This is a genomic window from Stenotrophomonas sp. TD3 (assembly GCF_001939825.1).
GTDB lineage: Bacteria > Pseudomonadota > Gammaproteobacteria > Xanthomonadales > Xanthomonadaceae > Stenotrophomonas.
Map to the genome: position 1 here is coordinate 1,583,976 of NZ_MOYM01000001.1, position 23,225 is coordinate 1,607,200.

Genomic DNA, 23,225 nt, shown 5'->3' on the forward strand with positions numbered 1-23,225 from the left:
ACGACGATGATCACCGCCCTCTCCGCCCTGCTCTGGTTCATCTCGCAGCATCCGCTGCTGACGTTCTTTTCGGCGATGGTGCTGGCCGGTCTGGTCTCGTGGTGGCGGCGCTTTCCGGGCTACGCCATCGTGGTGTTCCCGCTGGCGATGCTCAACATCTTCCTCGGTCACTTCCTCAACGCCGCTTTCCTCAACGTGGTGGGCGAGCGCGGTGAAGCGGTGATCGTCAAGGCCGAGGAAACCAGCTCCACGCTCAACGAGCAGTCCATCTGGCGCTACGAGGCGGTGCTGCGCACGGCCGAAGGGCGCGATGTGGAAGTGGTGTTCCACACCAACACCGCCTCGCTGTGGCCGCTGGAAAACGCCATCCGCATCCCGGCGCGCGACCAGCCATTCGTGGTGAAGTACACGCCGGGCTTCCCGCGCAACTTCGTCATCCTCACCAACGAATCGCCGCACGGCATCGCGCAGGCCCTTGCCAGTGCGCGCGAGCGGGTGGAGGTGGCGGCGCGCAAGCTGCATTTCAGCCCGGGCAATGCCGATTTCCGCGCGGACTATCGCCGCGAACTGGAAACCTGGCTGCGCGATCATGGCAGCGACCCGCAGCAGCAATCCGACGCGCAGCGATATCGCGCCGAACTCGACGCGCTCGAGCGCTAGTTCCAGGCCCTGCCTGGATGTTCCGCCCCATCCATCCACAGGCCTGACATGACCACGACCTCCACCGCCCTCCTCCCGCTGCTGCAGCAGGTCCTGCAGGGCGCCAGCATCGCCAGCCGCGCCGACGGTGGCGCGCTGCTGCTGGACAGCGGCCTGCGCCTGACCCCGCATGCGATGGCCGCGCACGCGCGCGACAACGGCGGCTGGCAGACCTCCACCGTCATCGAGGCCCAGCATCCGGTGTTGTTCGCCGATGGCCTGTTCGAGTACCAGCACGCCAACGGTGCCGATGAGCATGCGTCGCTGTTGTCCGGCTTCCAGGCCTGGGTGCGGGTGGACCTGGCGACCCTGCAGACCGCGATCGGCGCCGAAGATGCACAGGGCCTGCCGATGATGGGCCTGACCTATCCGGCCGGTGACGATGGCGAGGAACATCAGCGCACCGTGGTGCTGGGGCCGTTGGCGCACTACCGTGCGCAGGAAGTGGATGCCTCCACCTGCAGCGAGGACGATCATGGTTCCTGCCCGTGCTGCCTGTTCACGCGCAGCATGGAGGCCTTCGACGCGCTGCTGAAAGCCCGCCAATTCCTCGCCATCCGCCTGTTCGCCTCGCGCGATGCCGACGGCCTGTGCGAGGCCGATTGCCGGGTCAACGGTCACGACTTTGCCGCCGCCCTGCCCCTGCTGCGCGCCTATGCCGCCAGCTGGCCGCAGGCCGGGCTCGAGTTCCGCAAGCAGTACGTGGTGATCCGCACCGGCTCGCCGGGCTGACCCACCGCCACACCCGATACAGGCCGGTGCAGCTACACTGCGCGCCGGTTTCCCAAGCAACCGCACTTTCTTCCATCCCACTACGAGGCACCCCCGCGATGCTGTACGCGCAAGTCCACCTGACCCTTCCCGCCTGGATCCACGACCAGATCGACCTGGATCGTCGATATCCGGGCGATGAGGCCAAGGTCGCGCTGGCGATCGAGCTGTCGCGGCTGAATGTCGAACACGCCAGTGGCGGCCCTTTCGGCGCGGTGGTGTTCGGCCCGGATGACAAGGTCATCGCCGCCGGCGTGAACCGGGTGATGCCGCACGCGACCTCGCTGGCGCACGCCGAGAACATGGCCTACATGCTGGCCCAGCAGCGCCTGCAGACGCCGCGCCTGAACGCAGTGCTGTCGCCGGTCACCCTGGCCACCAGCTCGCAGCCGTGCTGCCAGTGCTACGGCGCCACCGTGTGGGCCGGCATCGACCGCCTGCTGATCGGTGCCAACTCGGCCGACGTCGAGGAACTGACCCCGTTCGATGAAGGCCCGCTGCCGGCCGACTGGGTGGGCGAACTCAACAAGCGCGGCATCGAAGTGGTGCAGGGCCTGAACCGCGACGCCGCACGCAGCGTGCTGCGTGCCTATGGGGAAAGCGATGGCGCCCGTTACTGAGGCCGGCATCGGCCTGCTGTGCCTGTGCCGGCAGGGCTTCGAGCCCGAGCTGGCCGGCGAACTGCAGTTCCGCGCCGGTGAAGCCGGTTTCGCCGGCTACGCGCGCACCCAGCGCAATGACGGCTACGTGCTTTTCATGTGCGACGAAGCCGCCGCCCTGGCGCCGCGCCTGCGCTGGCGCGAGCTGATCTTCGCGCGGCAGAAGCTGGTGGTGCTGGCCGAGCTGCCGCAGCTGGACCCGGCCGACCGCATCACCCCGATGCTGGAGGTGCTGGCCGATGCGCCGCGCTTCGGTGACCTGTGGGTGGAGCACCCCGATTCGGACGCCGGCAAGCCGCTGTCCGGTCTGGCCCGCGCCTTCGGCAACGCGCTGCGCCCGGCGCTGCGCAAGGCAGGCAAGCTCAGCGACAAGCCGAACAACCGCCTGCCACGCCTGCACGTGGTGTTCGTCGACGGTACCCATGCCTTCGTCTGCGTGGCAGACCCGGCAGACAGCGCGCCGTGGGCACTGGGCATTCCGCGCCTGAAGCTGCTGCCCGAAGCACCTTCGCGTTCGGCGCTGAAGCTCGACGAAGCGTTGCTGACCCTGCTGACGCCGGAAGAGCGCGAGACGCTGGCCAGGCCGGGCATGCGCGCGGCCGACCTCGGCGCCGCACCGGGCGGCTGGACCTGGGTACTGACCCGCCAGCACATGCACGTGCTGAGCATCGACAACGGCCCGCTGCGCCAGCACGTACTGGACACCGGCCTGGTCGAGCACCTGCGCGCCGATGGCTTCCACTGGCACCCGGAACAGCCGCTGGACTGGATGGTCTGCGACATGGTCGAGCAGCCTCGCCGCGTGGCCGAACGCATGGCCACCTGGTTCCGCGAGGGCTGGTGCCGGCATGCGATCTTCAATCTGAAACTGCCGATGAAGAAGCGCTGGGACGAGACCCGGTTGTGCCTGGACCTGTTCCAGGACCAGGCCGGCAAGCCACTGGTGGTCCGCGCCAAGCAGCTCTATCACGATCGTGAAGAGATCACCGTACTGGCTTCGCCGCTGCGCTGACCCGTCATCGGCGGCACAGGTTGCCGGGAGTACGCTCCCGGTACCCTCTGGCAAGGAGCCTGTCATGAACATTCCGCGTTCCGCCCTGCTGTTGGCCGCCCTGCTGGCAACCGTGCCGGCCATGGCCCAGCACGGCCCGTCCACGCCGGCGCAGAGCCAGCCGCTGGGCCCAACCGGCGGTGCCATCCGCCAGCAGCCGCTGGGCGCCGGCCAGGTCACCGGCAGTGTCGAGATTCCGCAGCCCGCCGGCGAAGCACACGTCACCGTTCGCTCGCTGGAGCCGAGCAGCGTGATCGGCCAGTACCGCATCCGCTTCAGCGACCTCGACGTGAACGGCGATGGCTTCATCAGCCGCCAGGAAGCACAGGCCAACCCGGCACTGGCCGATGAATTCAATTCACTGGACCGCAGGCACCGCGGCAAGCTGGACCGTGCCGACCTGGCCGGTTGGCTGGTTGATTGATCCGCCGTCGCGATCCTCATCCACGCATGGCGTGGATCTACTGAATCAACGCCGGTAGCGCAGCCCGCTTTGGAACTGAAAATGGGGACGGAGGGGATCAAGTCGTATGTGCACATACGACTTGATCCCCTCCGTCCCCTTTTTGTGTCAGACGCCGGCGGCGCGCTTCCAGAACGCCTGCACCAGCGGCGGCCATCTGCCGACGCAGCCCAGCGCGCGGCCGCGGGCCAGGGTCAGGTGCATTTCGTCGTTGGAGAACAGGCGGTTGATCGCATCAAAGCTGTAGGCGGCGATCTGGTTGTCGCTGCGCCGTTCGCGTGCCCAGCGCTGCAGGCGCTGCGGCGACAGCCGCGGCTGGCCGCGGCGTTCGGCCGACGGCGCCAGCCACTGCTGCAGGGCGGCGACATCGCGCAGGCCCAGGTTCACGCCCTGCCCGGCCAGCGGATGCACCACATGCGCGGCATCACCCAGCGCCAGCACGCGGCCGGCCACGTAGTGACGGGCCAGTTGGCGACGCAGCGGGAAGGCCGCACGCGGTGACGCCAGCCGCAGTTCGCCCAGGCGCGCAGCGAAGGCGCGGGTCAGTTCGCGGTTGAACGCATCTTCGTCCAACGCCAGCACGCGCGCCGCTTCGTCTTCGGGCAGGGTCCAGACGATCGAACTGCGGCGCTCGGCCACCGGCAGCAACGCCAGCGGCCCGGTCGGCAGGAAGCGCTGCCAGGCCGTGGCCTGGTTCGGCAGCTCACTGTCCACGTAGGCCACCACGCCACGCTGGTGGTAGTCATGCCGCTCGACCTCGATCCCGGCCAGCTGGCGCAGGGTCGATTCGGCGCCGTCGGCCGCCACGGCCAGCGCCGCTTCCAGGCGGCGCCCGTCATCCAGCCGCAGGCGCACGCTGTCCTCGTCCTGCTCCAGCGCTTCCACCCGTGCCGGGCAATGCAGCTGCACGCCCGCCGCCGGCAGCGCCGACCACAGGCGATCCTGCAGCAGGCCGTTCTCGACGATGTAGCCCAGCTCACGCCGACCGAAGCGGTCAGCGTCGAACAACAGATCCTCGCCACCGGCCGCATCCCATACCTGCATGCGCCGGTAGGGCCACGCGCGGGCCTGCGCGATGGCCGGCCACACACCCAGGCGGTTCAACAACTGTACGTTGTCGGCGGCGAAGGCGAACACCCGCAGGTCCGGCTGCGCGGCCTGCCACGGTGCCGGTTCACGGCCCTCCACCAGCGCAACCGACAGACCGGCATCGGCCAGCGCCAGCGCACAGGCGGCACCGACCACGCCGCCGCCGACAATGGCCACGTCCAGGCGCGTGCGCCGGCTCATGCGGCTTCTCCACGGCACAGGCGCGGCACTTCACCACGGAAGCCCATCGCACCACCGACCAGCATCGACTGCACCGAGGCGCGTTGTGCGGCCACCAGGCCAAGGCTGCGCAGCGGCCGCATCAGCGGTGCCGGATTGCTGGTCAGGCGTGCCAGGCCACCCGAGAACGCCACCGTCTGCCGGCGGTCTTCCTCGCGGCGCGCGACATAGGCCTGCAGCAGCGCATCGCTGCCGGCATCCTCATGCTCATGCGCATCCTCCAGCAGCTCGGCCAGGGTCAGCGCATCGCGCAGGCCCAGGTTGAAGCCCTGCGCACCCAGCGGATGGATGGTCTGCGCGGCATTGCCGAGCAGCACCGTGCGTTCGCCGGCCAGCGCGCGCGCCAGCACCTGGATGAGCGGGTACGCGCTGCGCGGGCCGGATTCGAGCAGGCGGCCGGCACGCCAGCCGATCGCATCCTGCAGCCGCTGCAGCCAGGCCACGTCGTCCAGCGCCATCACCGCATCGGCCTGGTCGCGCGCCACGCCATGCACGGTGCCGAAGTGGCGGTCGCCGCGCGGCAGCAGGGCGGTCGGGCCGGTATCGGTGAAGCGCTCCCAGGCCGTGCCATCCGGCGCGCGCTGGCTGCGCACGCGGGCTACGAACAGGGTCTGCTGGAAATCATGCCGGTCGACCTCGATGCCCAGTGCGCCGCGCACACCGCTGGTCGTGCCATCGGCACCGACCACCAGCCGTGCCAGCAGCACGCGCTCGCCGGTCTCGTCGGCCACCCGCACCTGGCGGTAGCCGTCGACCACCTCGCCCAGGCCCAGGAACCGCATCGGCCGGTAACGGCGCAGCTGCGGCAGCTCCTGCAGGCGCGCTTCCAGCGCCTGGCCGAAGTCACGCGCCACCACCACCTGGCCGAACCACGGCCGGTCGTAGTCGGCCGCCTCCAGCTGCACGCGGCCGAAATCGCCGGCGCGGCTGACGTGGATGCGACGGATCGGGCCTGGCGCCATCGCCAGCTTCTGCATGACCCCCAGCGCGGTCAGCGCGTTGACGGTGGCCGCGGCGAAACTGAGGTTGCGCTGGTCGAACACCGCCGGCAGCTCGCCGGCCGGGCTGGCTTCGAGCAGGCCCACATCGCGGCCCAGCCGGTCCAGGGCGATGGCCAGGCTGGCACCGACCAGGCCGCCACCGACGATCAGCACGTCATGTCGTTCACTCATGGTGTTCATGATACGCGCTCGCCCCGCCCGAACACCCAACGCCCCCCCGACCTGCGCCAACCGGCGTGGCGGGCTAGAATGAAACCTGAATCCGCTCCGGGCCCGCTGCCATGTCCGCCACCGCCAACCGTGCCTTCGTCCTGTCCGTACTCGTGCTGTTGCTGGCGGCGACCCGGGTCAACCACTTCGCGGCAATCCCCGATGCCTCCTGGGCGGTGTTCTTCATCGGTGGCTTCTACCTGGCCGGCTGGACCCGCTGGGCGTTCCCGCTGCTGATGGTGTTCGCGGTGCTGGTGGACTGGATCGTGATCCGCAGCAGCGGCCTGGATTTCTGGCAGCACTACTGCGTGTCGCCGGGCTACTGGCTGCTGCTGCCGGCCTACTTCTCGCTGTGGGCCGGCGGCATGCTGCTGGGCCGCAACTACCAGGGGGCACGCTGGCCGGTGCTGGCCAAGGGCGCGCTGCTGCTGGTGGCCTCGGTGGCGGTCTGCCACCTGCTGGCGCAGGGCGGCTTCTACTGGACCAGCCGCAACGTGGCCGAACCGACGCTGGCCGGCTGGGCACAGAACTACGCACAGTGGTTCGGGCCGTACCTGCGCACCACCGCGATCTACGTGGCGCTCGGCGCCGCCCTGCAGCTGGCCGTGGAGCAGGTACTGAAGCTCCAGCAGGCCCGCCGCGACATCCGCCACTGAGCCGCGCCATGGGTCATCGCCTCTCGCGCATCTACACCCGCACCGGCGACGACGGCAGTACCGGCCTTGGCGACGGCCAGCGCGTGGCCAAGGACGACGCCCGCGTGGCGTCCTACGGCACCGTCGACGAAGCCAATACCGCGCTCGGCCTGCTGCTGGCCACGGCGCTGCCCGAGGATGTCCGCGCGCTGGTGGTGCATCTGCAGCACCAGCTGTTCGACCTGGGCGCCGAACTGTGCATCCCCGGCCACGCCGCGATCCACGCCGCCGATGTCTCGGCGCTGGAACAGCAGCTGGACCACTACAACGCCAGCCTGCCGATGTTGAAGGAATTCATCCTGCCGGCCGGTGGCGAGGCCGCCGCACGCTGCCACCTGGCCCGTACCATCGTCCGCCGCGCCGAGCGCGAGACGGTCACCCTGGCCCGCCACGAGGCTGTGCGCAGCGAGGCGCTGCAGTACCTCAACCGGCTGTCGGACCTGTTGTTCGTGCTGGCCCGGGTGCTGGCCCGTGCCGATGGCCACGGCGAAGCGCTGTGGCAGCCACAGCAGCGCCAGCGCTGAGTCGGCACGATGCTGGTCTTCACCCATCCGTCCTGCCTGCTGCATGACCCCGGCCCCGGCCATCCGGAGTGCCCGCAGCGCCTGCAACATGTGCTGGATGCCCTGCACGCCGCATTCCCCGGCCAGCTGGACTGGCGCGAGGCGCCGCCGGCCAAGTTCGGCGAACTGACCCGGGTCCACGACAGCGCCCTGCTCGACTTCGTGCTGCAGCCGCAGACCGTGCCGCTGCGCCAGCTGGACATGGACACCTGGACCTCGCCCGGCTCGGCCAGTGCCGCCGTGCATGCCGCCGGTGCCGGCGTGGCGGCGGTAGATGCGGTGATGCTGGGCGACGACCCGCTGGCGTTCTGCGCGGTGCGGCCGCCGGGCCACCACGCCACCAGCAGCACCGCGATGGGCTTCTGCCTGCTCAACAACATCGCCATCGCCGCCGCCTACGCCCGTGACCGTCATGGGCTGGAGCGCATCGCGGTGGTCGATTTCGATGTCCACCATGGCAACGGCACCCAGGACATCTTCCAGCACGACGCCCGGGTCTCGTACTACAGCACCCACCAGGCCGGCCTGTTCCCCAACTCGGGCCTGCGCCGCGACCGCGGTGCCGGCAACCTGATGAACATCCTGCTGCCACCCGGCAGTGGCGGTTTCCGCTTCCGTAATGTGTGGGCCGACGAGATGCTGCCGGCCATCGACGACTTCCGGCCGCAGTTGCTGCTGATCTCGGCCGGCTTCGATGCCCACCTGCGCGACCCGCAGGCCGACCTGATGCTGGAAACCGACGATTTCGCCTGGATCACCCGCGAACTGCATGCGCTGGCGCGCCGCCATGCGGCCGGCCGGGTGGTCTCGATGCTGGAAGGCGGCTATGACCTGCAGGCCCTTGCCGAGTGCAGCGTGGCCCATGTCCGGGCCCTGATGACGGCCCCTCCAGGCAACGTCTCCGGATGAACCCGAACCGGCAGGATCCGACGCCCTTCATTGCCCCTATGCAAGGGATGGGGCAAGCTACCGTCCGTTTTCGCCCGAATCCGAACCGCGTGCGCCGAGCCCTCCGCCTGCTTCCCCTGCCTCTGAGCATCGCCATCTGCCTGCCGGCAATGGCCGATGAAAAGCCGCTCAACTGGGGCCTGTGCCCGGCTACCGACGTGATTCCCGCGTTCACCGATGCCCCTGTCCCGGTCCCGGGGCAGGACAAGGCCGCCGCCAGCGCCGCGCGCGAGCAGCAGCCGACCGACATCGAGGGCGACCAGCTGCTGGGCACCACCACCGTGCCGCAGTACGAAGGCAACGTGGCCCTGCGCCGCGGCGACCAGTTCGTCGGCACCGACAAGCTCAGCTTCGATACCGAGACCGGCAACTACATCGCCGACGGCAATGTCCGCTACCAGGACTCCTCGATCCGCATGGTCGCCAAGCGCGCCGAGGGCAACCAGGAAAGCGACACCCACAAGATCACCGACATCAAGTACCAGCTGGTGTCGCGCCGCGGCAACGGCGATGCCGAATCGGTCGACCTGCAGGGCGCGGTCGGCCAGATGCACCGCTCCACCTACACCACCTGCGACCCGTCGCAGCCGGTGTGGAAGCTGTCGGCGCCGCAGATCGAAGTGGACAACGACGAAGGCTTCGGTACCGCCCGCAACGCCGTGCTGCGCATCGGCAAGGTGCCGGTGCTGTGGGCGCCGTACTTCAAGTTCCCGATCGACGACCGCCGCAAGACCGGCCTGCTGTTCCCGCAGCTGGGCATGTCCGGCCGCAACGGCTTCGACTACACCCAGCCGATCTACCTGAACCTGGCGCCGAACTACGACGACACGCTGATGCCGCGCTACATGAGCCGGCGCGGCCTGATGCTCGACAACGAGTTCCGCTACCTCTACAACGGCGGCCGCGGCGAGCTGCTGACCGCCTACATCCCCAACGACAAGCTGCGCGACCGCGACCGCGGCCGGGTGATGTTCAGCGGTTACCACAACGTGGACAGCCACTGGCAGGCCCGCGCCAACCTGGCCTGGGTCAGCGACGAGCGCTATGTCGAAGACTTCGCCAACCGCCTGGTCGGCGTGACCGCCTCGAACCTACAGAGCACCGTGGGCCTGTACGGCACCGGCAAGAACTGGACGGCCGGCATCATGGCCGACCGCTGGCAGCTGACCGACTACACGCTCAATGAAAGCGCGCTGCCCTACAACCGCCAGCCGCGCCTGTACTTCAACTGGGACAAGCCGGTCCTGCCGTGGCTGGAAACCGGCATCTACGCCGAAGCCGTGCGCTTCACCCACGACGACATCAACTACAAGTACGACGCCAGCGCCGGCCCGGACCTGCAGTACACGCGCAATGGCCAGACCCTGCGCATGTACGGCGGCTCGCGCCTGGACGTGAAGCCGTATGTGTCGTTCCCGATCAGCGGCGCGGCCTGGTACGTCACTCCGACCCTGGCCTACCGCTACACCGGCTATGACCTGGACCAGGGCCTGGCCGACAGCGTCCGCCGCAACGTGCTGGTTTCGCAGGGCATCGACCCGAACACGGCCACGCCGGAGCAGCTGCGCGGCAACAAATCGCCCAGCCGCAGCCTGCCGATCGGCAGCATCGACGCCGGCCTGTTCTTCGATCGCGAGACCACCATCGGTGGCAAGTCGTTCCTGCATACGCTGGAGCCGCGCCTGTTCTACCTGCGCACGCCCTACCGCAACCAGGACGACCTGCCGATCTTCGATACCCGTGACTTCACCTTCAGCTGGGGCCAGCTGTTCCGCGACTCGCGCTATACCGGCGCAGATCGCCAGAACGATGCCAACCAGCTGACCCTGGCACTGGGTACCCGCTTCATCGACCAGACCACCGGCAAGGAACGCTTCTCGGCCGCCATCGGCCAGATCCAGTACTTCGACGAATCGCGGGTGACCGTCACCCCGGGCGGCGCGCCGGTGGAAAAGGGCAAGTCGGCCTGGATCGCCGACGGCAACTACATGATCAACGACCGCTGGACCCTGGGCGCCACCTACCAGTGGGACCCGAAGTACAAGCGCGAGGATCTGGCCAGCGTACGTGCCCGCTACCTGATGCCCAACGATGGCGTGATCAACCTCAGCTACCGCTACCGCATCAACTCCGGCGCCCCGGCCACCGCCAACAAGCATGACCGGACGCTGCTGGAACAGGCCGACCTGTCGTTCCTGTACCCGCTGAATGCGCGCTGGAGCCTGGTCGGCCGCTACTACTACTCGCTGCAGGACAAGGAACCGCTGGAAATCATCGCCGGCGTCCAGTGGGACAGCTGCTGCCTGGCCGTGCGTGTGGTCGGCCGCCGCTACGTCCGCAACCGCGAAGGCGAGATGAACAACGCCATCCAGCTGGAGTTCGTGCTCAAGGGCCTGAGCTCCCTGGGGCAGGACACGGACCGCACCCTGCGCCGTGCTATCCTCGGCTACAACCGCGACGACCTCTATCTCGTGCCGCCGAGCAACACCGGGGCGACCCGGGATGACTACGATCCGAACCTGATCCCATGACCAAGCGCTTCCCCGTTCTTCTCGCCTCGCTGCTGGCGGTGTCCAGCGTGTCCGCCCCCCTGCAGGTGCTTGCCCAGGAGGCGCAGCCGCTTGACCGCATCGCCGCCGTCGTCGATGAGGATGTGATCCTGCAGAGCGAGCTCCAGCGTGCGATCGCCAACATCAAGGCGCAGTACGCCGGCCGTGAAAACCAGCTGCCGCCGGAAGACGTGCTCAGCCGCCAGGTGCTCGAACGCCTGGTGCTGGTCAAGCTGCAGGTGGCCCGCGCCCAGGGCAGCGGCATCCGTGTCAGCGACCAGGAGCTGAACCAGGCGATGAACTCCATCGCCCAGCAGAATGGTTCGAACCTGGACGCGCTGCGTCAGCGTCTGGCCCATGACGGCATCGACTTCAACGATTTCCGTGCTTCGGTGCGTGACGAGATCACCGTGCAGCGCCTGCGCCAGAGCTTCGCGCAGAGCCGCATCAGCGTCAGCGAGGGTGAAGTCGACGCCGCGCTGAAGCAGCAGGCCACGGTGGGCAACCAGTACCACCTGGCGCACATCCTGATCGCCCTGCCCGACGGCGCCAACGCCGACCAGATCGCCACCGGCCAGAAGAAGGCCGATGGTGTGAAGACCCTGCTGGACAAGGGCGAGCTGGACTTCAACGCGGCGGCCGTGCGCTATTCGGACAGCCCGAATGCACTGGAAGGCGGCGACCTGGGCTGGCGCAGCCTGGATGAAATCCCGCAGGCCTTCGCCCAGATGATGGAAAAGATGAAGCCGGGCGAAGTGGTCGGCCCGATCCGTGGCCCGAGTGGCTTCCAGCTGCTGAAGCTGGTGGAAGTGCGTGACAGCAGCTCCGCCGCCGCCGGCGAGCACACGGTCACCGAGTTCCACGGCCGCCACATCCTGGTGCGCGTGGACGATCACCAGACCGACGCCGCCGCCAAGGCCAAGATCGACACCCTGCGTGCCCGCATTGCTGGTGGTGCCGAGTTCCAGACCGTTGCCAAGGAGTCCTCCGAGGACAACAACAGCAAGGGCCAGGGCGGTGACCTGGGCTGGTTCCCGGCCGACGCGTTCGGTCCGGCCTTCGGCCAGCAGGTGGAAGGCCTCCAGGACGGTGGCGTCAGCCAGCCGTTCCGCACCGATGCCGGTTGGCACATCGTGCAGCGCGTGGCGACCCGCCAGACCGACGTGACCACCGACAACCAGCGTGCCCAGGTCCGCGAGACCATCGGCCGCCGCAAGCTGGAAGACGAGTACAACCGCTTCCTGCAGGAACTGCGTGGCGAAGCCTACGTCAGCTTCCGCAGTGGCGACCGCGCGGAAAACACCGCCACCCCGCCGCAGTCCTGACCGATGCGCCCCGAGCTCGCTCTGGTACCGGGCGAGCCCGCCGGGATCGGCCCGGAACTGTGTGTCCGCCTCGTCCAGCAGCCGCGTGAAGATTGCCGGCCGCTGGCCTTCGCCGACCCGGACACCCTGCACGCGGCCGCGGCCGCGCTGAACCTGCCCCTGCAACTGCTGCCCGAGGACGCCGAAGCCCGCGTCCCCGGCGATCTGCGCCTGCGTGCCTTCCGCAACGCCGCGCCCAGCCGCTTCGGCCAGGCCGATCCGGCCAATGCCGGCGCGGTCATCGGTGCCCTGCTCGGCGCCGGCCAGGCCTGCCTGTCCGGCGAACTGCACGGCGTGGTGACCGGCCCGGTGCACAAGGCGGTCATCAACGAAGGCGGCATCGCCTACAGCGGCACCACTGAACTGCTGGCCGACCAGGCCGGGGTGAAGGTGGTGATGATGCTGGCCAACCACATCGTGCGCGTGGCCCTGGCCACCACCCACCTGCCGCTGCGCGAGGTGGCCGATGCGATCACCGCTCCCGGCCTGGAGCACACGCTGCGCACCGTGCATGCCGCACTGCGCCGTGAGTTCGGCCTGGCTGCGCCGCGCATCGCCGTGCTCGGCCTGAACCCGCACGCCGGCGAAGACGGCCACCTGGGCCGCGAAGAACTGGATCTGGTCATCCCGCTGCTGCAGCGCCTGCGCGCGGAGGGCATGGACCTGGTCGGGCCGCTGCCGGCCGATACCGCCTTCCTGCCCGCCAAGCTGGCCGGCTTCGACACCGTGCTGGCGATGTACCACGACCAGGGCCTGCCGGTACTGAAGTATTCCGGCTTCGAACAGGCGGTGAACCTGACCCTGGGCCTGCCCTACCCGCGCGTGGCGGTGGACCATGGCACCGCGCTGGACCTGGCCGGCCGCGGCATCGCCGATCCCTCCAGCCTGCAGGCGGCAACGACGCTGTGTGCGCAGCTTGCGCGGCAACGTACACTGGGCGCATGAATTCCCCGCATTCCCCCTCCGGCCCGGTGTTCACCGCACCGGCCAAGAAGCAGCTTGGCCAGCATTTCCTGGCCGACCGCCACTACATCGACAAGATCGTGATGGCGGTCAATCCGAAAGACGGCGACCGCCTGGTCGAGATCGGCCCCGGCCAGGGCGCGATCACGCTGCCGCTGCTGCGCGTGCACCCGAAGCTGACGGTGATCGAGTTCGACCGCGACCTGATCGCGCCGCTGACCGCCGCCGCCGAGCCGCTGGGCGAGCTGACCATCGTCCACCGCGACGTGCTGCGCGTGGACTTCACCGAGCTGGCCGCCGGCCAGCCGATCCGCCTGGTCGGCAACCTGCCCTACAACATCTCCTCGCCGATCCTGTTCCACGCGCTGGAGCACGCCGCGGTCATCCGCGACATGCACTTCATGCTGCAGAAGGAAGTGGTCGACCGCATGGCCGCCGGCCCCGGCAGCAAGGTGTATGGCCGCCTCAGCGTGATGCTGCAGGCCTACTGCCAAGTGACCTCGCTGTTCGTGGTGCCGCCGGGCGCGTTCCGGCCGCCGCCGAAGGTCGATTCGGCCGTGGTGCGGCTGGTGCCGCGTGACCCGGCCACGATCAACATCAACGACCACAAGCGCTTTGCCGAAGTGGTCAAGGCCGCCTTCGGGCAGCGCCGCAAGACCCTGCGCAATGCCCTGAACAACGTGGTGTCCGCCGAGCAGTTCACTGCCGCCGGCGTGCGTCCCGATGCCCGCGCCGAACAGTTGGACGTGGCCGAATTCATCGCTTTGGCCAATGCCTCCTGATTACACTGCCGGTATGGAAGACGCTGACGTTTATGCCATCTCCGTCGAAGTCGCGCCGCGCTTCCTCGACGATCAATCCGCGCCAGAAGACGGTCGCTTTGCGTTCGCCTACACGATCCGCATCCACAACCAGGGGCGGGTCGCGGCACGCCTGGTCGCACGCCACTGGCGCATCACCGATGCCAATGGCCGTGTCGAGCATGTCGATGGCGACGGGGTGATCGGCGAGCAGCCGCGGCTGCGCCCCGGTGAAGACTTCCGTTACACGTCCGGTGTCATGCTGGGGACCGATCACGGGACCATGCAGGGGCACTACGACATGGTCGCCGACGATGGCACCGAATTTGCCGCGCCGGTCGCACCGTTCGTGCTGGCCGTCCCGCGTACCCTGCACTGACACGGAGGCCGAACGATGAGTGTGTGGGCGATCGGCGACCTGCAGGGCTGCTATGACGTCACCCAGCGATTGCTGGAGAAGATCCGCTTCGACCCGGCGCAGGACACCCTGTGGTTCTGTGGCGACCTGGTCAACCGTGGCGGCCAGTCGCTGGAAACGCTGCGGCTGGTGCATTCGCTGCGCGAGCACAGCGTGGTGGTGCTGGGCAACCATGATCTTTCGCTGCTGGCTGTCGGTGCACGCACCGAAGAGGAACAGCGCAAGGTCAACCCGGACCTGCTGCGCATCGTGCAGGCCGAGGACCGCGACGAACTGCTGGACTGGCTGCGCCTGCAGAAGCTGGTGCACGTGGACCGCGAGCTGGGCTGGATGATGGTGCACGCCGGCCTGGCGCCGAAGTGGACCACGCAGATGGCCGAGAAGCATGCCGCCGAGGTCGAGGTGCAGCTGCACGGCGCCGGCTACCGCAAGCTGTTCCGCAACATGTACGGCGACAAGCCGAGCTGGGCCCCGAACCTGTCCGGCTACGACCGCTCTCGCGCGATCATCAACGTGCTCACCCGCATGCGCTACTGCACCCCGCGGGGGCGCATCGGCATCGAGGACAAGGGCACGCCGGGCACGCAGGAACAGGGGCTGTATCCCTGGTTCGAAGTGCCGGGCCGGGTCGAGCGCGACCTCAAGGTCGTCTGCGGCCACTGGTCGGCGCTGGGCCTGACCATCACCCAGGGCGTGCACGCCATCGACACCGGTGCGGTGTGGGGCGGCAAGCTGACCGCGATCCAGCTCGACACCGACGAGCTGCGCGTGGTGCAGGTGCCGGGCCGCGATGTACCGGCACCGGTGCCCAACGCCCGCCCGCCGGCGCGACCGGCACACGAGCGCCCCGCCGCTGCGGCGCAGGGCAAGGAACAGGGCGGTGGTAACGCCGCTGCTGCCAACCCGGGCAACCGTGGCCCGCGCCGTCGTCGCCGTCGTGGTGGCGGTGGCGGTGGCGGTGGCACGGGTGGCGGCAACAACAACAGCACCCCGCCGCAGGCATGACGCGGCGCGGCTGGGCACCATGGACGGTGCTGCTGCTGACGCTGGCCCTGGCCAGCGGCTGCCAGCCCGGCTCGCCGCCTGCTCCCACGGCTGCGGATAGTGCTGCACATGCGCCGACGCAGCCGCAGGCCCCTTCGCCACCACTGGTGGCCGCAGCGCGCGCGCAGATCGGCGTCACCACCCGTTACGATCCTGCTTACCAGGTGCTGGCCTATCCCGGCGGCGACGTGCCACTGGATCGCGGCGTGTGCACCGACGTGGTGGTGCGCGCCCTGCGCGATCTGGGCCTGGACCTGCAGGCACGCGTGCATGAGGACATGCGCGGGAATTTCAGTGCCTATCCGGCGATCTGGGGCCTGTCACGGCCAGACCGCAACATCGATCATCGTCGTGTACCGAACCTGATGCGCTGGTTCGAACGGCAGGGCTGGCAGCAACCGATCACCGCCCTCGCCACCGACTATGCGGCCGGTGACATCGTTGCCTGGAAGCTCAACGGCAACGGCCTGCTGCACGTGGGCATCGTCTCCGACCGGCAGCTGGCCGATGGCACGCCGCTGGTGCTGCACAACATCGCGCGCGGCACCCGCGAAGAGAACCTGCTGTTCCAGCACGCGATCATCGGGCATTACCGGATGCCGTAGGCAATCCTGTAGAGCCGAGCCATGCTCGGCTCCGGGATGTGTCCGCGGAAAGCAGCCGAGCATGGCTCGACTCTACAGGTGCGTTGCGATCAGCGGCGCACGTAGTGCACAAAGCAGAACGCGTACGCATGGCGTTCGTCGGCCGGGTGCGGCTCGCTACTCACTTCCTGCCAGTCCTGCGCATCGACTTCAGGGAAATGCGTGTCGGCGGGCACTTCGGCATCCACCCAGGTCAGGTACAGGTCACTGGCCTGGTCGAGCAGCTGGCGGAAGATCTCGCCGCCGCCGATGATGCACAGCTCGCTGGCGCCCTCGCCTTCGGCAATCGCCTTCGCCTCGTCCAGCGACGCCACCGCGCGCATGCCCTCGAACGGCACCTGGCCGCTGCGGGTCAGCACCAGGTTGGTCCGCCCCGGCAGCACGCGGCCGATCGATTCGGCGGTCTTGCGCCCCATCAGGATCGGCTTGCCGAGGGTCAGCGCCTTGAAGTGCTTGAAGTCGTCCGGCAGGTGCCAGGGCATGGCATTGCCCTGGCCGATGCCGCGGTTGCGGTCCAGCGCCACGATCATCGAGAGCTTCATTGCGCTCACACCGCCACCGGCGCCTTGATGGCCGGGTGCGGGTCGTAGCCGTCGATGCGGATGTCGTCGAACTGGAAGCCGAACAGGTCGGTCACCTCCGGATTCAACCACAACTTCGGCAACGCGCGCGGCTCACGCGACAGCTGCTCGCGGGCCTGCTCGAAGTGGTTCGAGTACAGGTGCGCGTCACCCAGCGTATGCACGAAGTCGCCCACGCCCAGGCCGGTGGCCTGCGCCACCATGTGGGTCAGCAGCGCGTAGCTGGCGATGTTGAACGGCACGCCGAGGAAGATGTCGCCGCTGCGCTGGTACAGCTGGCAGCTGAGCTTGCCGTCCACCACGTAGAACTGGAACAGGTTGTGGCACGGCATCAGCGCCATCTGCGAAAGCTCGCCCACGTTCCAGGCACTGACCACCAGCCGGCGCGAATCGGGGTTGCGCTTGATCTCGTCCACCAGCCACTGCATCTGGTCGATCTTGCCGCCGTCGGCGGTGGCCCAGCTGCGCCACTGCTTGCCGTAGACCGGGCCGAGGTCGCCGTTCTCGTCGGCCCACTCGTCCCAGATGCGAACCTGGTTGTCCTTCAGGTAGCCGATGTTGGTGTCCCCCTTCAGGAACCACAGCAGCTCGTGGATGATCGAGCGCAGGTGCAGCTTCTTGGTGGTGACCAGCGGGAAGCCTTCGTTGAGGTCGAAGCGCATCTGCCAGCCGAACACGCTGCGGGTGCCGGTACCGGTGCGATCGCTCTTCTCCGCACCGTGTTCCAGCACGTGCGAGAGCAGGTCCAGGTAAGCCTTCATGCCTTGCCCTCGGCAACCACCGGCAGCTGCGGCTGCAGTACCGGCGCACGACGCGACATCACCAGCAGCACCAGGCCGAAGGCGATCAGCGGCAGGCTGAGGATCTGGCCACGGGTCAGCCAGTCGAAGGCCACGTAGACGCCGTTGTCGGGCATGCGCACGAACTCGACGGCGAAGCGGAACAGGCCGTACATCAGTGCGAACAGGCCACCGACCAGATAGCGATGACGCGGCTTGGCCGACACCGTCCACAGCACCACGAACATCACCAGGCCTTCCAGGAACGCTTCATACAGCTGGGAGGGATGGCGGGCGAACTGATTCAGCGCGCCGGTCGCGAACTGCGCCTGCAGCGTTGCGTGGTCGAGCTGGTTCAGCGGGGCCGGCAGGCCGGACGGGAACACCACGCCCCAGGTACCGTCGGTGTACTTGCCCCACAGCTCGGCACCGATGAAGTTGCCGATACGGCCGAAGCCCAGGCCCAGCGGCACCAGCGGCGCCATGAAATCCATGGTGTCGAAGAAATGCAGCTTGTGCTTGCGCGACCACCACCAACAGGCGGCGATAACGCCCAGCAGGCCACCGTGGAAGCTCATGCCGCCGTCCCATACCTTGAACAGCAGCAGCGGGTTGTGCAGGAAATCGCCCAGCGCGTAGAACAGCATGTAGCCGATGCGCCCGCCCAGCACCACGCCGAGCATGGCGTAGAAAAGCAGGTCGGAGAAGCCGTTGGCATCGACCCCCGGCAGGCGCCCGTCGGCGATGCGCTTGCGGCCCAGCAGCCAGGCCGCAGTGAAGCCGAGCAGGTACATGATGCCGTACCAATGCACCTTGATCGGCCCCAGCGAGAGGGCGATGGGGTCGATGTCGTGGAAATAGATCATGGAAGGTGCCTTGCGGTTGAACGCCTATTCTCGGGCCAGTGCGGCCCCGGCTCAACCAAGGAGCTGGGGCGTGTTGGGCAGGCCGTCATCGTCTGACCGCATCGAGGCCGGAAAGTGCCCCTCCACCAGGGTCGAGACCTCTTCGATGGCCCCACGCAGCGCCTCGACCGGGTTCGGCCCGCGCAGCCCCTCGCGCAGGTGGGTGCAGACCCGCTGCCACTGCGCCTGGCTGACCCGGCCCTGCAGGCCACGGTCGGCGACAATCTCGATCGCGTGGTCGGCCAGCAGCAGGTAGATCAGTACGCCGTTGTTGTGGGTGGTATCCCAGGTGCGCAGGCGCGCGAAGGCATGCTCGGCGGCCTGGCGCGGGGTCACCCTGTGCCACAGCGCACCCAGCGGCAGGTCCGCTTCCACTGCGAACATCACCTGCCCGCCATGGCGCTGCTCACCAGCGGCGATGGCCTCGGTGATCGCCTGCAGCGTGGCGGGTGGAAACGCGCGCCGCACCGATGGCGAAAACACGTGGCGACACAGACGTTGGATCATCACCAGCCTCCCGAAGCACCGCCGCCGCCGGAACGGCCACCACCGCCGCCCCAGCCACCACCACCACCGAATCCACCGCCGCCGCCGAAACCGCCTCCCCCGCCCCAGCTGCCGCCGCCCCAGCCGCCGCCACCGGCGAAACGGCCCGGGTGACCAGAGAGCATCGCCACGATCAGGCCGACGATGCCGGCCAGGCCACTGGCCAGCAGCGTGGAGGTGAACAGGAACGCCGCCAGCGCCGCACCCGCGCCGCCGAGCAGACCGCGCAGCGGACGTGGCACGCGCGAGAACACGCCGCGCAGGATGCTGCCAGCGAACACGCCGATGAACAGCGCCAGGAACCAGGTATCGCCGCCACCGCCGGGTTCCCGCCCGCGATGGCCGCTGACCGGTGCCGGCAGCGTTTCGCCGTCGATCAGCTTGACCAGCACCGCCGTGGCATCGGTGATGCCGCCGGCGTAGTCGCCACTGCGGAAGCGCGGCACCAGGTATTCCTGGATGACCCGGTTGGCGATGGCATCGGGGATGGCGCCTTCAAGACCATAGCCCGGCTCGATGCGCACGCGCCGGTCATCCTTGGCCACCACCAGCAGCACGCCGTCATCCACGCCCTTGCGGCCGATCTGCCATTGGTCGAAGACCCGCGTGGTGTACTGCGCGATGTCCTCCGGCTGGGTGGTCGGCACCACCAGCACCTGCAGCTGGCTGCCCTTGCGCTGCTGCAGGTCAGTCGCCTGCTGCACCAGCGCCTGCTTCTGCGTGGCGTCCAGCGTGCCGGTGGTATCGACCACCGGCGAATCCAACGCCGGAATCGGCGCCAGCTGCTGCGCCTGCGACGCCAGCGGCAGCCACAGCAGCAGGGCCAGCAGCGCAGTGGCCAGGCGCATCGGTCAGTGGCCCGGCTGCGGTGCCGGCTGCTGCTGCGGCGCGTTGCCGAAATCGACCGCCGGTGCGTTGGAGATCTGCGCTTCGTTGTCCACGGTGAAGTTCGGCTTGGTCTTGTAACCGAAGATCTTGGCGGTGATCACCTGCGGGAACGAGCGGATGTAGGTGTTGTAGTCCTGCACCTGCTGGATGTAGCGGCCGCGCGCGACAGTGACGCGGTTCTCGGTGCCTTCCAGCTGCGCCTGCAGGTCGCGGAAGTTCTGGTCGGACTTCAGCTGCGGATAGTTTTCGGAAACCACCAGCAGCCGCGACAGCGCGCTGCCGAGTTCGCCCTGGGCCTGCTGGAACTGCTTGAGCGAGGCTTCGTCGTCGGCGTTGACGTTGATCTGGCCGACCCGCGAGCGGGCGTTGGTGACTTCGGTCAGCACGCGCTCTTCCTGGCTGGCGAAGCCCTTCACGGTCTGCACCAGGTTGGGCACCAGGTCGGCGCGGCGCTTGTACTGGTTGATGACCTCCGACCAGCTGGCCTTGACCGCTTCATCCTTCTGCTGGATGGCGTTGTAGCCGCAGCCGGACAGCAGGGAGGCCAACAGCATCAGGGGCAGGACGCGGGTGAACAGGCGCATGGCGGAGGTTCCGGGTGGGCTTGGCGCCGAGCATGCCATGGTTCGGGTGAAAGACCGGCCATCGGGCGCCGCCCCCTCCGCGGTGGCCATGCTCATGGATCGCCTGAGTAGTCCGGGCGGGTGGGCATGGCGGGGGACGCCGTGAATCCGTCCCTGGAGGCTTAGCCGCGCCATCCATGGCGCGGATACCCCCGCCACGCCCACCCGCCCGGCCTCATACGGTTTCCTGCGCACCGCGGGAAGATCAAAAGAAAAAATCAAAAGCAAAAGCCGGTTCTTCAGGCATTCGTGTCGACCAAGGTCGACACCTACCAGAGCGGAACGCCGTTGCGACAGATCGCGGAAAACTGTCGAAGGCGGGGTGGGTCCGGTGGCGGGGGTGTCCGCGGCATGGGCCCGAGGCATGCCTCGGGCGGGTTGGGCAGGACGCCCAACCCTGGTCTTGCCGTGTGCGCAGGACCGCGCACACGAGCAAGCCGCGGCCAAGCCTCCATGGACGGGTTTACGGCGTCCCCCGCCACCGGACCCACCCCGCCATCCCACGGAATGCAAGCTGTTGCTGTTGCAGTGGCCTCGGCGGGTGCAGGGCTGCAAGCCCTGCCGGAATCCAACACTCCTCAGCAAGCCTCGGCCACCGCAGTGCGAGTCCGCCCCAGCCATGCCAGCAGCAGGCCCGATGCCGCCAGCAGGCCACCGGCCACCGGAATCGCGGCATAGCCCAGACCCGAGCTGATCACCGCACCGCCCAGCGCCGCACCCACGGCATTGCCCAGGTTGAACGCACCGACGTTGATCGACGACGCCAGGCCCGGCGCCTCGCTGGCCGCCTGCATCACCCGGATCTGCAGCGGCGGTACGAGGGCGAAGGTCGCCGCGCCGAACAGCAGTACACCGAGCGCCGCGGTGGCGTGGCTCATGAAGGCCAACGGCAGCACGAACATCAGCACCGCCAGGACGGCCAGCAGGATCCGTGTGGCGCCATCCAGCGACCAGTCGGCCATGCGCCCACCGATGCCGTTGCCGAGGGTGAAGCCGATACCGATCAGCGCCAGCGACATCGCGATGAAGCCGTTGGAGGCACCGGTCAGTTCGGTCAGTACCGGCGCCACGTAGGTGTAGAGGGTGAACATGGCACCCGCGCCGAGCACGGTGGTGGCCATCGCCAGCAGCACCGGCGGTTGCAGGATCGCCTTCAGTTCGCGGCGCACGTCCGGGCGCGGCCCCGGTGCGGACGCCGGCAGCGCGAAGCCCAGTGCGGTGATCGCGATCAGGCCCAGCACGGCCGTACCGGCGAAGGACAGGCGCCAGCCGAGCTGCTGGCCCACCCAGGTGGCCAGCGGTACACCGCCGATGTTGGCGATGGTCAGGCCCATGAACATGGTGGCCACGGCTGCGGCCTGCTTTTCCTTCGGCACCAGGCTGGCGGCGACCACCGCACCGATGCCGAAGAAGGCACCGTGGTTGAGGCTGGTGACCAGGCGCGACAACAACAGCAGCCCGTAGTTCGGGGCCAGCGCCGACAGCAGGTTGCCGACCACGAAGATCGACATCAGCAGCATCAGCGCGGTGCGCTTGCCGAAACGGCCCATCAGCAGGGTCATCACCGGTGCGCCCAGCATCACGCCCACGGCGTAGGCAGTGATCAGCATGCCGGCGGTGGGAATGCCGACACCCACGCCGTCTGCGATGACCGGCAGCAGGCCCATCGGGGCAAACTCGGTGGTACCGATGGCGAAGGCGCCGACGGCAAGCGCCAGCAAGGCGGCTCTGGAATTCATGAGGGTTTCCTGGGGGGCGGGAATCGGGAGTGCGTAGCCTGCGCGCTTTGCCACACCGGATTAAGCCTCGCCCCGGGAAAACACTGTTGATCCTGGTTCACAAGTGGAGGCCGGAACCCCGCCACAAGTGCAAAAACCGCAGTGCCGTTGCAGAACCGGGCCCCACAACGCAGAACCCCCGGCCAGGCCGGGGGTTCTGGGTGACACACGTGCCAGTGGCGCGCTTACCAGTTGCCGGCGCCCGGCACGTTGTGTTCGCGGGCGCGGCGGCGCATCAGCAGGTTCAGCCACTCCACCAGCACCGAGAAGCCCATCGCGGCGTAGATGTAGGGCTTGGGCACGTGCACGTCCAGGCCATCCAGGATCAGCACCGCACCGATCATCAGGATGAAGGCCAGGGCCAGCATCTTCACGGTCGGGTTGGCGTCGATGAAGCGACCCAGCGGGTTGGCGGCCAGCAGCATCACCAGCACCGACAGCAGGATGGCGGCCACCATCACCGGGATGTGGTCGGCGATGCCGACAGCGGTGATCACCGAGTCCAGCGAGAACACGATGTCGATCACCGCGATCTGGGCGATCACGTAGCCGAACACGGCCGAGGCCTTGGTGGTGCTGGGGTCTTCGTCCTCGCCACCGCTGATCAGTTCCTTGATCTCCATGCAGCCCTTGATGATCAGGAACAGGCCACCGACGATCAGCACCAGGTCGCGGATCGAAATGCCCATGCCGGCCACGGTGAACAGGTTGGCCGCCATGTGCGCCAGGTAGGCCAGCGACACCAGCAGGCCGATGCGGGTGATGCAGGCCACCGCGATGCCGAGCTTGCGGGCGAACGGGCGGCGCTCTTCCGGCAGCTTGCTGACCGCGATGGAAATGAACACCAGGTTGTCGATGCCGAGCACGATTTCCAGCGCGCTGAGGGTGAACAGGGTCACCCAGGCATTGGGGTCGGCGAGGAACTCAAAGGACATGGAAACTCTTCAAGGCAGT

Annotated in this window: 24 protein-coding genes and 1 pseudogene; 15 read left to right on the forward strand and 10 right to left on the reverse strand. The window is 68.3% G+C overall.

The genetic code is table 11. The features are described from left to right. Positions 1-6: 6 nt before the first annotated feature. The 5 genes from BKE09_RS07515 to BKE09_RS07535 all read left to right on the forward strand — a co-directional run bounded on the left by BKE09_RS07515 (position 7) and on the right by BKE09_RS07535 (position 3,604). Complete coding sequence (locus BKE09_RS07515) at positions 7-660, forward strand: hypothetical protein (protein ID WP_075676628.1); 654 nt, start codon at positions 7-9, stop codon at positions 658-660. 48 nt (positions 661-708) lie between these two features. Continuing rightward, positions 709-1,431 (forward strand): DUF6348 family protein, encoded by a 723-nt coding sequence (locus BKE09_RS07520; RefSeq protein WP_075675318.1) that lies wholly within the window; start codon positions 709-711, stop codon positions 1,429-1,431. A 98-nt stretch (positions 1,432-1,529) separates the two neighbouring features. Beyond that, a complete protein-coding gene (locus BKE09_RS07525; protein ID WP_004154307.1) occupies positions 1,530-2,090 on the forward strand; it encodes a nucleoside deaminase in 561 nt (186 codons plus the stop codon). Next, a complete protein-coding gene (rlmM, locus tag BKE09_RS07530) occupies positions 2,074-3,141 on the forward strand; it encodes a 23S rRNA (cytidine(2498)-2'-O)-methyltransferase RlmM (RefSeq protein WP_075675319.1) in 1,068 nt (355 codons plus the stop codon). The genes BKE09_RS07525 and rlmM overlap by 17 nt, the downstream gene beginning before the upstream one ends. A 64-nt stretch (positions 3,142-3,205) precedes the next feature. Beyond that, positions 3,206-3,604: a hypothetical protein gene (locus BKE09_RS07535; RefSeq protein ID WP_075675320.1), complete on the forward strand. Its 399-nt coding sequence runs from the start codon at positions 3,206-3,208 to the stop codon at positions 3,602-3,604. A 147-nt stretch (positions 3,605-3,751) separates the two neighbouring features. Here BKE09_RS07535 and BKE09_RS07540 read toward each other — a convergent pair whose 3' ends face one another. Continuing rightward, on the reverse strand, positions 3,752-4,933 hold the full coding sequence (locus BKE09_RS07540; RefSeq protein ID WP_075675321.1) for a UbiH/UbiF family hydroxylase: 1,182 nt from the start codon (positions 4,931-4,933) through the stop codon (positions 3,752-3,754). Then, positions 4,930-6,144, reverse strand: coding sequence for a 2-octaprenyl-6-methoxyphenyl hydroxylase (gene ubiH / locus BKE09_RS07545; protein ID WP_075675322.1), 1,215 nt, complete (start codon positions 6,142-6,144; stop codon positions 4,930-4,932). Before ubiH ends, BKE09_RS07540 begins: the two co-directional genes overlap by 4 nt. 110 nt (positions 6,145-6,254) lie before the next feature. Between ubiH and BKE09_RS07550 the strand changes: the two genes are divergently transcribed. From BKE09_RS07550 to BKE09_RS07595, 10 genes and pseudogenes are all read left to right on the forward strand, one after another. Then, positions 6,255-6,839 (forward strand): hypothetical protein, encoded by a 585-nt coding sequence (locus BKE09_RS07550; protein ID WP_014036042.1) that lies wholly within the window; start codon positions 6,255-6,257, stop codon positions 6,837-6,839. Positions 6,840-6,847: 8 nt separating this feature from the next. Continuing rightward, positions 6,848-7,402, forward strand: a complete 555-nt coding sequence (locus BKE09_RS07555; RefSeq protein WP_075675323.1) for a cob(I)yrinic acid a,c-diamide adenosyltransferase — start codon at positions 6,848-6,850, stop codon at positions 7,400-7,402. 9 nt (positions 7,403-7,411) lie between these two features. Continuing rightward, on the forward strand, positions 7,412-8,350 hold the full coding sequence (locus BKE09_RS07560) for a histone deacetylase family protein (RefSeq protein ID WP_075675324.1): 939 nt from the start codon (positions 7,412-7,414) through the stop codon (positions 8,348-8,350). A gap of 89 nt (positions 8,351-8,439) precedes the next feature. After that, positions 8,440-10,920 carry an LPS-assembly protein LptD gene (gene lptD / locus BKE09_RS07565; protein WP_170871733.1) on the forward strand — a complete coding sequence of 827 codons (2,481 nt, stop codon included), beginning with the start codon at positions 8,440-8,442 and terminating at the stop codon, positions 10,918-10,920. Then, positions 10,917-12,248, forward strand: a pseudogene (locus BKE09_RS07570) (peptidylprolyl isomerase); the annotation flags it as partial. The gene lptD and the pseudogene BKE09_RS07570, both read left to right, overlap by 4 nt. An 18-nt stretch (positions 12,249-12,266) precedes the next feature. Further along, positions 12,267-13,247, forward strand: coding sequence for a 4-hydroxythreonine-4-phosphate dehydrogenase PdxA (gene pdxA, locus BKE09_RS07575; RefSeq protein WP_075675327.1), 981 nt, complete (start codon positions 12,267-12,269; stop codon positions 13,245-13,247). Beyond that, positions 13,244-14,047: a 16S rRNA (adenine(1518)-N(6)/adenine(1519)-N(6))-dimethyltransferase RsmA gene (gene rsmA / locus BKE09_RS07580; protein WP_075675328.1), complete on the forward strand. Its 804-nt coding sequence runs from the start codon at positions 13,244-13,246 to the stop codon at positions 14,045-14,047. The genes pdxA and rsmA overlap by 4 nt, the downstream gene beginning before the upstream one ends. 13 nt (positions 14,048-14,060) lie before the next feature. Beyond that, positions 14,061-14,444 carry a Co2+/Mg2+ efflux protein ApaG gene (gene apaG, locus BKE09_RS07585; RefSeq protein ID WP_008268668.1) on the forward strand — a complete coding sequence of 128 codons (384 nt, stop codon included), beginning with the start codon at positions 14,061-14,063 and terminating at the stop codon, positions 14,442-14,444. 15 nt (positions 14,445-14,459) lie between these two features. After that, complete coding sequence (locus BKE09_RS07590; protein WP_075675329.1) at positions 14,460-15,488, forward strand: symmetrical bis(5'-nucleosyl)-tetraphosphatase; 1,029 nt, start codon at positions 14,460-14,462, stop codon at positions 15,486-15,488. Next, complete coding sequence (locus BKE09_RS07595; protein WP_075675330.1) at positions 15,485-16,132, forward strand: DUF1287 domain-containing protein; 648 nt, start codon at positions 15,485-15,487, stop codon at positions 16,130-16,132. The genes BKE09_RS07590 and BKE09_RS07595 overlap by 4 nt, the downstream gene beginning before the upstream one ends. 89 nt (positions 16,133-16,221) lie before the next feature. Here BKE09_RS07595 and BKE09_RS07600 read toward each other — a convergent pair whose 3' ends face one another. The 8 genes from BKE09_RS07600 to BKE09_RS07635 form a co-directional block, all read right to left on the reverse strand. Beyond that, complete coding sequence (locus tag BKE09_RS07600) at positions 16,222-16,713, reverse strand: dihydrofolate reductase (protein ID WP_075675331.1); 492 nt, start codon at positions 16,711-16,713, stop codon at positions 16,222-16,224. A 5-nt stretch (positions 16,714-16,718) separates the two neighbouring features. Next, complete coding sequence (locus tag BKE09_RS07605) at positions 16,719-17,513, reverse strand: thymidylate synthase (protein ID WP_075675332.1); 795 nt, start codon at positions 17,511-17,513, stop codon at positions 16,719-16,721. Then, positions 17,510-18,397 carry a prolipoprotein diacylglyceryl transferase gene (lgt, locus tag BKE09_RS07610; protein ID WP_075675333.1) on the reverse strand — a complete coding sequence of 296 codons (888 nt, stop codon included), beginning with the start codon at positions 18,395-18,397 and terminating at the stop codon, positions 17,510-17,512. Before lgt ends, BKE09_RS07605 begins: the two co-directional genes overlap by 4 nt. 51 nt (positions 18,398-18,448) lie before the next feature. Next, complete coding sequence (locus tag BKE09_RS07615) at positions 18,449-18,943, reverse strand: TPM domain-containing protein (RefSeq protein ID WP_049443625.1); 495 nt, start codon at positions 18,941-18,943, stop codon at positions 18,449-18,451. Beyond that, positions 18,943-19,830 (reverse strand): TPM domain-containing protein, encoded by an 888-nt coding sequence (locus BKE09_RS07620; protein WP_075675334.1) that lies wholly within the window; start codon positions 19,828-19,830, stop codon positions 18,943-18,945. Before BKE09_RS07620 ends, BKE09_RS07615 begins: the two co-directional genes overlap by 1 nt. Positions 19,831-19,833: 3 nt before the next feature. Next, positions 19,834-20,454, reverse strand: a complete 621-nt coding sequence (locus BKE09_RS07625; RefSeq protein WP_014036028.1) for a LemA family protein — start codon at positions 20,452-20,454, stop codon at positions 19,834-19,836. Positions 20,455-21,071: 617 nt separating this feature from the next. Further along, positions 21,072-22,232, reverse strand: coding sequence for an MFS transporter (locus BKE09_RS07630; protein WP_075675335.1), 1,161 nt, complete (start codon positions 22,230-22,232; stop codon positions 21,072-21,074). A gap of 224 nt (positions 22,233-22,456) precedes the next feature. Continuing rightward, complete coding sequence (locus BKE09_RS07635; RefSeq protein ID WP_005408127.1) at positions 22,457-23,206, reverse strand: TerC family protein; 750 nt, start codon at positions 23,204-23,206, stop codon at positions 22,457-22,459. Positions 23,207-23,225: the final 19 nt, after the last annotated feature.